This window comes from Shewanella sp. 10N.286.51.B7, assembly GCF_002873615.1.
In the GTDB taxonomy this organism is placed as follows: domain Bacteria; phylum Pseudomonadota; class Gammaproteobacteria; order Enterobacterales; family Shewanellaceae; genus Shewanella; species Shewanella electrodiphila.
Genome location: NZ_MCUF01000082.1, coordinates 1 through 10,383 on the forward strand (window position 1 = coordinate 1; position 10,383 = coordinate 10,383).

The 10,383-nt window shown below is 40.4% G+C and carries 9 protein-coding genes; 5 read left to right on the forward strand and 4 right to left on the reverse strand.

Annotation, left to right across the window (positions count from 1 at the left end):
- The first annotated feature begins 112 nt into the window (after positions 1 to 112).
- Positions 113 to 1,855, forward strand: a complete 1,743-nt coding sequence (locus BCU84_RS18960) for a sugar phosphorylase (RefSeq protein WP_102529614.1) — start codon at positions 113 to 115, stop codon at positions 1,853 to 1,855.
- A gap of 128 nt (positions 1,856 to 1,983) precedes the next feature.
- On the opposite strand, the gene BCU84_RS18965 is transcribed toward BCU84_RS18960, so the two are convergent.
- Both BCU84_RS18965 and BCU84_RS18970 read right to left on the reverse strand, forming a co-directional pair.
- A complete protein-coding gene (locus BCU84_RS18965) occupies positions 1,984 to 3,438 on the reverse strand; it encodes a methyl-accepting chemotaxis protein (protein WP_102529615.1) in 1,455 nt (484 codons plus the stop codon).
- Between the two features lie 356 nt (positions 3,439 to 3,794).
- Positions 3,795 to 5,768 carry a diguanylate cyclase gene (locus tag BCU84_RS18970; protein ID WP_102529616.1) on the reverse strand — a complete coding sequence of 658 codons (1,974 nt, stop codon included), beginning with the start codon at positions 5,766 to 5,768 and terminating at the stop codon, positions 3,795 to 3,797.
- A 439-nt stretch (positions 5,769 to 6,207) separates the two neighbouring features.
- Between BCU84_RS18970 and BCU84_RS18975 the strand changes: the two genes are divergently transcribed.
- The 3 genes from BCU84_RS18975 (at position 6,208) to BCU84_RS18985 (ending at position 7,978) form a co-directional block, all read left to right on the forward strand.
- On the forward strand, positions 6,208 to 6,558 hold the full coding sequence (locus tag BCU84_RS18975) for a DUF4870 domain-containing protein (protein WP_102529617.1): 351 nt from the start codon (positions 6,208 to 6,210) through the stop codon (positions 6,556 to 6,558).
- Between the two features lie 85 nt (positions 6,559 to 6,643).
- Positions 6,644 to 7,300 (forward strand): Bax inhibitor-1 family protein, encoded by a 657-nt coding sequence (locus tag BCU84_RS18980; RefSeq protein WP_102529618.1) that lies wholly within the window; start codon positions 6,644 to 6,646, stop codon positions 7,298 to 7,300.
- Positions 7,301 to 7,447: 147 nt separating this feature from the next.
- Positions 7,448 to 7,978, forward strand: a complete 531-nt coding sequence (locus BCU84_RS18985; RefSeq protein WP_102529621.1) for a GNAT family N-acetyltransferase — start codon at positions 7,448 to 7,450, stop codon at positions 7,976 to 7,978.
- Between the two features lie 19 nt (positions 7,979 to 7,997).
- Here the strand turns inward: BCU84_RS18985 and BCU84_RS18990 are convergent, their stop codons facing one another.
- A complete protein-coding gene (locus tag BCU84_RS18990; RefSeq protein ID WP_102529619.1) occupies positions 7,998 to 8,543 on the reverse strand; it encodes an NAD(P)H-dependent oxidoreductase in 546 nt (181 codons plus the stop codon).
- A 62-nt stretch (positions 8,544 to 8,605) separates the two neighbouring features.
- The gene (locus BCU84_RS18995; RefSeq protein WP_102529620.1) at positions 8,606 to 9,010 is read right to left on the reverse strand and encodes a VOC family protein; all 405 of its coding nucleotides are present in this window, start codon (positions 9,008 to 9,010) and stop codon (positions 8,606 to 8,608) included.
- Between the two features lie 265 nt (positions 9,011 to 9,275).
- Here BCU84_RS18995 and BCU84_RS19000 point away from each other — a divergent pair, with 265 nt between their 5' ends.
- Positions 9,276 to 10,178: a LysR family transcriptional regulator gene (locus tag BCU84_RS19000; protein WP_241906490.1), complete on the forward strand. Its 903-nt coding sequence runs from the start codon at positions 9,276 to 9,278 to the stop codon at positions 10,176 to 10,178.
- Positions 10,179 to 10,383 lie beyond the last annotated feature (205 nt).

The following is a 10,383-nucleotide window of genomic DNA, read 5'->3' on the forward strand; positions in this document are numbered from 1 at the left end:
GTTTAGTACCTAGGTTTAGTGCTTAGATTTAGCGCTTAGATTTAGTTGCTAAAGCCGCTGGCTTCAAGGGCTTGGTAGTGAGTAGAAATGACTCAGGTTAGAAGAAAGACAAATGACAGAATTAGAATGTTTAAAACACAAGCTTACACAGCAACTTGATAGCATCTATAAAGATGTTGAATTAGCGCTTGAAAGCGATGAGATCGCTGATGCTTTAATTGATGCAATGCGTATCGAGCAAGGTGGATTTACCCCGAAACCGTTTAGTAATCATTGGTCAGAACAAGATGTGGTGATGATTACCTACGGTGACAGCATCATGTGTCCGAATCAAAATCCGCTCGCGACCTTATCTGAATTTATGGACACTCATCTTGAGTGCATTAATTCGGTGCATATATTGCCGTTTTTTCCGTTTAGCTCGGACGATGGTTTTGCTGTTATCGATTATTCCAGTGTCAATGATGGCTTAGGGGACTGGTCTGATATTGAGACGATTGCTGCAAAGCGCAGGTTGATGTCTGATTTAGTGATAAACCATTGCTCTAGCCGAAGTGCATGGTTTCAAAACTTCATTAAAGGTGAAGGAGTCGGTCACGATTACTTTTTTACTGCCAATGTCGAAGATGACTTGGCAGAAGTCGTGCGCCCAAGAACCTCTGATTTACTCAAGCCGACACAAACCAGTAAAGGCTTGCAGCATGTGTGGTGTACGTTCAGCCATGACCAAGTCGATTTTGATTTTAGAAACCCACAAGTCTTGTTGGAATTTGTGCGGATTATTCGTCAGTATCTTGATGCTGGAGTGAATATATTTCGCTTAGATGCTGTCGCTTTTTTATGGAAAATCGTTGGCACCAAATCCATTAATTTGCCGCAAACCCATGAGGTGATCCGCCTGCTGCGCACGCTTATCGAGCACGCACAACATGATGCAGTCGTTATCACTGAAACGAATATTCCTAATACTCAAAACTTGACCTATTTTGGTAATGCTAACGAAGCCCACTGTATTTATAATTTCTCTTTGCCGCCGTTACTTATCAATACTTTGATTACAGGTAGTTGTTTGTATTTAAAGCGTTGGCAAATGAGTATGCCACCAGCGCAAGACGGTACCACTTATTTCAATTTTATTGCTTCTCATGACGGTGTTGGTTTACGGCCAGTGGAAGGGATATTGGAAGATGAAGAGATCAAGGTGTTGGTGGACACCATGACCTTATTTGGTGGCAAAATTTCCAGCCGAACCAGCGAAGATGGCCAGAAAAAACCTTATGAAATGAACATAGCGTTAATTGACGCGCTGCAAGGGACGACAAAGGGTAAAGATCAGTTTGGTTTGGCGCGATTTACCTGTGCCCATGCAATTATGTTAGGGCTGGAAGGTATCCCTGGTATTTATATTCACAGTCTACTCGGTACTGGCAATGATTATGAAAAGCTCGCTAACACCTCCCATAATCGTTCTATCAATCGTCACCGCTGGGATTGTCAGGCGCTTAATGGTCTATTGGCTGATGAAAATAATGTTCACAGTAAGGTGTTAGCGTCATTAACTAAACTGATCAGCATTCGAACGAATCAAAAAGCATTTAACCCTAATGCGACTCAATTCACCTTGCATTTAGGCTTACAGTTATTTGGTTTTTGGCGTCAAAGCCGCGATCGAAGACAAAGTGTTTTTTGTATCAGTAACATCACCGATCAACCGATGGACTTACCCTTAGCCGAGCTTAATTTAATTGGCACAGAAACCTGGTTTGATTTGATTGATGGTGAAGTGATTAATGACATTACTGCAACGCAATTATTAGAGCCTTATCAAACCGTTTGGATCAGTAATGTGGCGTAATATCAGTTAAATAAATTTTGGATATTTAAACAAAAAACCAGCATGATTGCTGGTTTTTTTATTAGTTTAGTTAGTGAAGTACTCATTTAATTAAGACTAAACACTATGGCATTGATGTGTAGACGCTGCTATTTTTCAGCAAGCGTGTACTGCTTCAAAATATCATCAAGCCCAACAGACGATTGGGTTAAATTGGCTGCAAGTGCTACTGAGCGGTGAGCGGTTTCTCTAATGGTTTCTGCTTGGCCGCGAATATCGTTTAGCTGACCTGCAATATCACGTGATGCCGCGCTTTGTTCTTCAGATGACGCTGCTATTTGTGAACTCATATCAAACACACTACTAATTGAAGTCACCATACTATCCACATCATGACCCACTGACTCAATTGCACTTCTACCTTGATCTGCTTGAGATACAATATCCGTGGTGATATGCGATAAGGTATTGGTGTCTTTTTGTAGCCCTTCAATCATGGTTTGAATTTCAACTGTGGCTTGCTGGGTGCGACTTGCCAGGGTTCGCACTTCATCTGCTACCACTGCAAACCCTCGACCTTGTTCACCGGCTCGCGCTGCTTCGATAGCCGCGTTGAGCGCCAGTAAATTTGTTTGCTCTGAAATACTATTAATCGTGGTCACTACAGCACCAATATTGGCTGCCGCTTGAGATAACTCGCCTACCGAGGTTGAAGCTTCTGAGATTCGACTGGTTAGGGTACCAATACGATTAACTGCTTCAGCAATTTGAGCTTGGCTATTACTGGCTTGCGATGCGTTTTCTTGGCTTTGTTCTGACGTGCTGCTGGCATTTTGAGATACATCTTCAATAGCGGCTGTCATTTGCGTCATCGCGACGGATACCGTATCTAAAAATTCGTGTTGATACTGAGTGAGTTCTTCACTTTGATTGGCTTGCTGATTAAATTCATTCGCCGCTTCAGACAGCGTTTGCGCATTAGCAGCAATGGCGGTGACCATTTCACTCATATTATCGGCGCTACGATCAATTTCACGGGCGATTAAGCTGAAATCATCAGTACCAAAAAAGTTAAGTCGTTGACTGAGGTCGCCGTCAGCAAGGCGCTTGATGGCAACATACATGTCCCATAATCCGCCACCGAGAGAGGTTGAAGTCCAATAGCACACTAAGTACAGCGGCAGTAAACCGATAAAGGCGAATAAGAGTGAGCTACTGGCGCTTGAGAGTGCATCGGCTTCTTGCTTAGCGACATTAACAGTGATGACTAATGCTTGGTTATTAATCGGGGCACTCACTGTGACATTGTCACCACTGCGGCGTGGTTGCATTAACGAGCCTATAGACGCATTGAGTTGTTGCGCATATTGAGATAGCTCTTGGCCTTCAAGGGATTGAAGTTGAGCGCTTTCGGCCAGTGCATTGACTCTTGACTGGACTGATTGCTCTGAGGCCGATTTGATGTTTGCGCTGGTATTAAAGTAAGTACTAAGGGCCACAGTCGCGGTAATCAGGGTGACTAAAGTGCAAATTACCCAAAATTTACCATTTAAGCTTAACTTGATCAGTATGGCATCGACTTTGCGAAAATTGATTTGTTTCATCTTAAATATCCCTTTACCAAAGCCAAACTTGAGCAGTGACTTCGTCTATTAAACTCACGATAATTTATTCTAGTTGAATCTGAATTATCTATGGTTTAGTTAGCAGTATGAGCCCATGTTCAGGTTATTAATGTTCGGCTTTTGGTAATATATTGTTGAGTCATATATTGTGAATCATGTAACAAGGCATGGTAACGCCAATGAATAGCAATTAATTCGAGAGAGATCCCAGTATGCGTGTTTTATGTTTATGGCATAACGAGAATTCAGCTTAATCATCTAGTGAATGCAGCTCTCTACAGTCAACTTGTATCGGCTAAATTTTAAAATAGTTTAATCAGTTTACTTGATCATACTCACAAATTAACTGGCTGTTTAATACTGACATCATCGTTGGCGTGCTTAAGATTCAAAGGGGCAATGACAGTCAACTTTTTACTATGTTCAAGTGAGTTAGCATCGAAAGCTTGAATCTGATTTCTCCCAGCCGCTTTAGCAGTGTATAGGGCAATGTCAGCATGCTTAAAAGCTAAGGTGGCATCATCTTGTACTTTCGAAATTCCACCACTCACAGTAAATTGCATCAATTCACTGTTAGCGATCATTTGTTTTAAGCGGTTAAGTACAGCCTCCGCTTGTTCAAGAGAAGTATGAGGCATCAAAATGGCAAATTCTTCCCCGCCAATACGCGCAATAATGTCAGTTTCTCGGCATTGCGAAGTTAGAAAACTGGCTAAGTTTTTAAGTGCTACATCACCAACATCGTGACCATATTGGTCATTAATTTTTTTAAAAAAATCAATATCAATAATTCCTAAGCAGGCTTGATAATTACTATAGCGCTTAGTGAATATGTTAAGTTTAGTCAGTTCATCATCAAACTTTCTTCGATTCCATAAACCTGTTAATGGGTCAGACTCACTCTGATTTCTAAGGGTTTCTTCCAACTGCTTTCGCTGAGTAATATCAGTAAACGTAATCACATATTTTTTCACGCTGCCAAAACTATTTCTGAGTACTTGAATGCGTACCATCAAGGCGTATTCACTGCCTGACTTATTGGTTCCCATGACTTCACCTTGCCAATTATCTGCTTGTAAATGACGTTGAATTGCGACCATTTCTGTTTGTGAAAACTTCAGGTTTAACTTAGCCAGTGACTCGCCGATTAATTCATTAGCGGTAAAGCCTGAAACCCTCACAAACACTTGATTTGTTTTGACTAACTTAAAGCGTTTATCGGTAATAATGACACCGGCAATGCCATTAAAGGCAGCTTCCATGAGTTGCTGATTCATTTGATTATTTTCATGGCTGTTATAAATTTTGAAGAGATAGCTGCAAAATCCTAGTAAGAGCAATAGCAGCAAAATAGCCTTAGTTAGTAGGTTTTGTTTTTGTTCGGTGACATACGCAGAACTTGTCGGCGACGAAATAAGAATATATTTCCCTAATGGTGCATAAACGGCACTGAGTCCTAGCTCTGTATAAGAGTAAACCATGCTATCGATGGTCAAGCGTCCTTCATCTGAAGACAATATTTGTTGCCATAAAACAGCAAAATCATTGGCAAGGTTATGTTGTTCATCCGTGCTAAATAAATGGCCTAATACTTCAGACGGCTTGTCACTGGCGAGTAAGTTGCCGTTTTCGTCAATGAACCGCGTTATAAAGGTGTCGCTTTGCATTTCTTCAATGGCATTAAGGATGTTATTCACACTGAGGTTGATGACGATATAGCCTTGACGTGCGTTGAGGTGATAAACGGGCATGATGATCCGTAAACTGGTTTGGATTGGCTTCATTAGCTGGCCGTTTTCAGTTTCAATATCAACAGGCCAGGTGCCTATTTCGCCTTGTTTAAGTGCTTGTGCATGCTGAAAATAAGCGCGTTTTGACTTATTTTCTAATTGAGATACAGGAATGCGCTCGATATTGTTTTGCTTATTATTGACCCTGATGAGCTCAATACCTGAAGCATCCAAATAGCGAATTTGTGAGTAAACATTTTCATTTTTAACAATGAAATAAAACATGTTTTCTAGTGCAGTGCGATTTCGGCTGCTTGGCGTTTGGCTGAATAACTCAATCTGTGGGCTGGTGGATATTTTTTTGATGATGTCGTCAACTTCTTCAATCACATCTGATAAGCGTTGAGATGAGAAAGCCAAACGTTGCTTATGACTGTCATTAATTCGAGTCAGCTGATCGGATGTAATCCGTTGATATTGGCTGAATACGTATAAAGATAAACTGATCGCAAAGAACAGCACTGTGCTAAAAATAAGCTTGAATACACGGATATTCTTATTTCGCAGGGTGTTATGCATAGGTCTTTGCTCACTTGTTTGGCTATGAAATTAGGGTTACCAATCTCTTCAGCTGCTACTTTACATGGGCCAAGAAACCGATAGTTACCTTTATGTGCCAAAGCAAGTTTGAGTATCAATGTTTTAAACTGATGGCATTTTACTGAGCAGATAAAATATTAACTAAGGCAATGTTTTTAAATGATTAATAAATTAAATTAAATTGAAATTTAAGCGCTGGAACTATTGCGGAACATGCTTATGCTGGTTAATCTAACTGCAGAACATATTGTTAGTCGAATAGTGAAGGATTGCTATTGAGTCAGTGAAAAGGAGCTTTCAAGTTTTTTCTTCACGCTTTCCTATATCCTCCTGTAACAAACTATTCCTAATATGCCTTCAATAACAATAATTTAATTATTTTTTAAAACAGCATAAAGCGAATGAAAAAGGATTCAACATGAGCGAAGAAACAAGTTTACAAGTCGAAGAAATTAACCAAGATTCTAAAAACCTAGCGCTACTTTGCTGGATTGGCACCATCTTTTTTGGTTTTATCCCTGGTTTAGTTTTATATCTGGTGAAAACTGATGATGAGTTTGTCCGTGAGCAAGCAAAAGAGTCATTAAACTTATCGATTACGGTCATTATTGGTTACTTCATTTCAAGCCTGCTATTTATCATTGTCATTGGCATGTTAACTATGTTTGCTGTAGGTATTTTTAATCTAGTATTTTGTATTTTAGGTGCAATTGCAGCCTCTAAAGGTGACAGCATCAAAGTGCCTTATATTTTTCGTTTAGTTAAGTAAATCAGAGTAAATTCATAGTGCTTGAACATCAGCATGGTGCAGTTATGCCATGCTGGTTAAGCGCCGTACTTAAAAGGAATATTAAGTGGAAACAAATGTTTTTGACCGTAGGCATACCACGGATAATATTATCAGTGGTCCGCTGTATAATTTGGTCATAGGTTTAACCCTTTGTTGGGGTTTTGGCGTGAACTGGTGGATGGTAACGAACATCTCCCCAGAAGCCATTGCTTCAGTTAATTCTTGGGTGTTTTTTATTGGCTATTTTGCTTCATGTTTTCTCGGTATTTACCTGTTTTCATCGTCTGATAAACCGATTGTGAGTTTTATTGGCTACAACTTTGTTGTGGTGCCGTTTGGTTTTATCATCAATTTAGTCGTCAGTCAGTATGATGCAGCTTTAGTGTCTGAAGCGATTAGAATTACTGGCTTGGTCACCATTGGCATGATGTGTTTAGGCACATTGTTTCCCGCTTTTTTCAGTAAAATTGCCGGTGCGCTGACGATTGCACTCTTGCTGGTTATCGTGGTTGAACTGATTGAAATCTATGTATTTGGTATTCATCACGGCATATTAGATTGGATAGTGGTGCTGATTTTTTGTGGTTATATTGGTTATGACTGGGGTCGTGCTAATCAAATACCAAAAACCGTCGATAATGCTATCGACAGTGCTGCAGCGCTCTACATGGATATTATTAACTTGTTCCTGCGGATTTTACGGATTTTAGGTCGAAAATAATTTGCCTGTTATCGATATTCATTAAGGGCTGCAAGGCCCTTTTTTATGGGCTATCGAAAATATAAATGGGTGTTCGCTAAGGAAATGATGACTCAAAGTGGCGTGTCACAGAATGATATGCAGGAGAATAGTTTGCAGGATAACGAGATGAAATTGATTAAACCTTGTATGCAGTATCAGGCAAGCTATTTGGCTTACATTACTGAACTAGCTGATGAAGAACGTTACCCGTTTCCGCTTGATTTTGATTGTGATGATTTTGCGGCAATGCTACAAAAAAATCAGGATTTTGCTGATGGGGTTAATTTGCCTCAAGGCTATGTTGCCAGCGAAACCTATTGGCTAGTCGACGGAGTAGACTTAATCGGTGTAGCCAATTTACGCTTAACCCTTAATGACAACATAAGGCACTGTGGTGGTCATATTGGTATGGGGATCAGACCGAGTTATCGGGGTAAAGGTTTAGGGGCTAAATTGATGGCGCAAACTATCGCATTGGCAAAGGGTAAAGGCATGAATGAACTGCACATTCATTGCCATAAGCACAATCATGCGTCAGCGAAAATGATCATCGCCAATGGCGGCATATTGCACTCAGAAATAGAGATAGTGACAGACAATGGCAATCAATCTAATAACGCTGTAGCAATAGTACAGCGTTATCGGGTTTGTAAATGAAGCTAAAACTGCTCAAGCTTTATGAGTTACTGACCAATTCACTGACTACTTGAGTTAACTGTTGTGCTAATGCTGAGTCAGTTATTTCGCCTGTTGCAGCATCAAAGTTTTGGTAAAAGCTAGGTACTGACAATGAGCCTTTTACTTCAGCGGCAAAATATGGGGCTGAACCCGTTGCAGCGGCTAAAACACTGCTGGCGCCGCCAGGTCCTGGAGAGGTTGCTAGTAGTAATGTTGGCTTACCTTGGAATACTTTTTGGTCGATACGCGATGTCCAATCAAACAAGTTTTTATATGCAGCGGTGTAAGAACCATTATGTTCGGCAAAAGAAATAACGATAGCGTCAGCTTGACCTATTTTGTCGAAAAAAGCTTTCGCTAGTGCTGGCTGGCCTAACTCTTTCTCTCTGTCTTCACTGAATAATGGAATTTCATAGTCATTAATGTCCAGTAATTCTACTTCGGCGTTATCGACTAATTTGGCTGCTTGGTTAGCGGCGTAATTAGCTAATTGTTTGTTAATTGATTGACGGCTACTGCTTGCTGCGAATGCTAAAATTTTCATGTAATTGCCTTATATGTCTAAGTCAGTTTTTCTATTTGTTCATTAATGGTTTCTGTAAAGGGTTAATGGATATCTAAGCCTTTATATTCAATAAACTCAACCACATTTCTATCAGGGTCTCTGATAAAGAAAGAGGTGCCATTGACATGCTTAATTGGTTCACCACTCAATGGAATGTTTAATTCAGCTAGCCTAGTTATCACCGCTGCTGCGCTCGTCACTTCTAATGCCACATGGGTATAGCCAGTATGTTTAGTCGGAATATCCATTAACACGTTAGTGTCAGTATCTGCTGCGTTCAAAATAAAGTTAATATTGACACCGCTAGGGTGCTCGATAATCGCAACCGGCTCAGGTCCTATTGGGCCGGCAATATAGTTAAATCCGAGTTGTGCATAAAATGCCTTTGATACTTCGAAATCTTTAACTCTTAAGCCGTAATGATTAATGCGTGTTATCTGTTCCATGGGGCTATTCCTTACAGTATCAATTAATTATTCAGTTAAGTGACTAGATGACTAGGAACTCATGAAGCTACTTTACGCAATAAACTGCTTATGATTAAGCCAGCAAAAGGGAAATTATTATTTCCATATGACTCGTAATAACCATTTTAAGTTTTAATTTTGGCTTTATTGGAACTAAAACTATTGCTAAATTGGTTATTCATTAACGCACTAATGGCTGCAGACAATTCGAATTACAGCTCTGTTGCTAGAAAAGGAATGTGAAGTGAAATTGGATACTAAGTTATTTGACGGAATCGTTATTTTCACACAGGTGATTGAATCTGGCAGTTTTTCAGAGGCAGCAGATAAAATGGGCCATTCAACTTCGCATATTAGCAAAGCAGTTACCCGCTTAGAGCAAAGGTTAAAAACCAGATTACTGCACCGTACAACGCGTTCATTAAGTTTAACGCCTGAAGGAAAACTGTTTCATCAACAGTGCCTGCAAATCGTCAGTGATGCTGAGCAGGCCGTGGTCATGCTCGACAGTAGCCAGCAAACGCCTTCGGGCACGTTAAAGTTAAGCTGTCCTGTGACATTTGGACTAAAGCACTTACAACCGATTCTATCGATGTATATGCGCTTATATCCTGAGGTTAAACTAGAGTTGGATTTCAGCGATCGCCATGTGGATTTAGTTCAAGATGGTTATGATTTAGCGATTAGAGCGACACATCAATTGGATGATTCCAGTCTGATTTGTAAGCGTATTAGTCAATTTAATGCCTATACCATTGCGACACCTGCTTACTTAGCTAAGTATGGAATACCGCAAACCCCAGAAGATCTCATTACTCATCAATGCATCTGTTATAGCAATCTAAAACAGCCAAATCGCTGGGTGTTCGAGCATCGAGAAAAAGAGACTGTGACCATTGATGTCCCGCAAGTCATTGGCTGTAATAATGCTGATATGGAGCTGGCAATGGTACTCGACCATCATGGTATATGCCGCTTGCCATCTTTTTATCTTGGCGATGCATTGGCAGAGAATAAACTGACATTACTGTTTGAAGATTACCTTCAACCTGAAATTGATATCTATGCCATCTACCCAAGCCGTAAGCATTTAACCCCCAAAGTTAGAAGTTTTATTGATTTGCTGGTGGAGCAAATGCCGGCTTAAAGTACACGTGCCTAAGCTACTTCAAGATGCACGGTTCTGCCCCAAAACTTGTTAGCAGCTTTAGTTAGCTAATGATTTCTAGATTTGAATCGAATCTAAACCTAAATCAAGGTCGTGGCGCTTCGCCCACACCAAACGAAAGGGAAACAACAGCATTTCCCTTTTCGATATCCCTTGCCGCTCCGACGAAAAATGCTGAAAAGCG

Excerpts from the sequence above, each read along its gene's own strand:
- BCU84_RS18960 (WP_102529614.1), top strand. The coding sequence starts at position 113 with ATGACAGAATTAGAATGTTTAAAACACAAGCTTACACAGCAACTTGAT.
- BCU84_RS18965 (WP_102529615.1), bottom strand. The coding sequence starts at position 3,438 with ATGAAACAAATCAATTTTCGCAAAGTCGATGCCATACTGATCAAGTTA.
- BCU84_RS18970 (WP_102529616.1), bottom strand. The coding sequence starts at position 5,768 with ATGCATAACACCCTGCGAAATAAGAATATCCGTGTATTCAAGCTTATT.
- BCU84_RS18975 (WP_102529617.1), top strand. The coding sequence starts at position 6,208 with ATGAGCGAAGAAACAAGTTTACAAGTCGAAGAAATTAACCAAGATTCT.
- BCU84_RS18985 (WP_102529621.1), top strand. The coding sequence starts at position 7,448 with ATGAAATTGATTAAACCTTGTATGCAGTATCAGGCAAGCTATTTGGCT.
- BCU84_RS18990 (WP_102529619.1), bottom strand. The coding sequence starts at position 8,543 with ATGAAAATTTTAGCATTCGCAGCAAGCAGTAGCCGTCAATCAATTAAC.
- BCU84_RS18995 (WP_102529620.1), bottom strand. The coding sequence starts at position 9,010 with ATGGAACAGATAACACGCATTAATCATTACGGCTTAAGAGTTAAAGAT.